Source organism: Pseudoalteromonas luteoviolacea (assembly GCF_001696455.1).
Taxonomy (GTDB): Bacteria; Pseudomonadota; Gammaproteobacteria; order Enterobacterales; family Alteromonadaceae; genus Pseudoalteromonas; species Pseudoalteromonas luteoviolacea_C.
Map to the genome: position 1 here is coordinate 1 of NZ_MAUJ01000069.1, position 287 is coordinate 287.

A 287-nucleotide genomic window follows, 5' to 3' on the forward strand; every position below is an offset into this window, starting at 1 on the left:
ATCCTTTAAAGAAAGCGTAATAGCTCACTAGTCGAGTCGGCCTGCGCGGAAGATGTAACGGGGCTAAACATACCACCGAAGCTACGGCTGCGAACTTTGTTCGCGGGGTAGGGGAGCGTTCTGTAAGTGGCTGAAGGTGTGCCGGGAGGCATGCTGGACATATCAGAAGTGCGAATGCTGACATGAGTAACGATAATGCGGGTGAAAAACCCGCACGCCGGAAGACCAAGGGTTCCTATCCCATGTTAATCAGGGTAGGGTGAGTCGACCCCTAAGGCGAGGCTGAA

General features: G+C 53.7%; 1 rRNA gene. It reads left to right on the forward strand.

Features of this window, described 5'->3' with window-relative positions:
* Positions 1-287, forward strand: a 23S ribosomal RNA gene (locus A7985_RS25535); the annotation flags it as partial.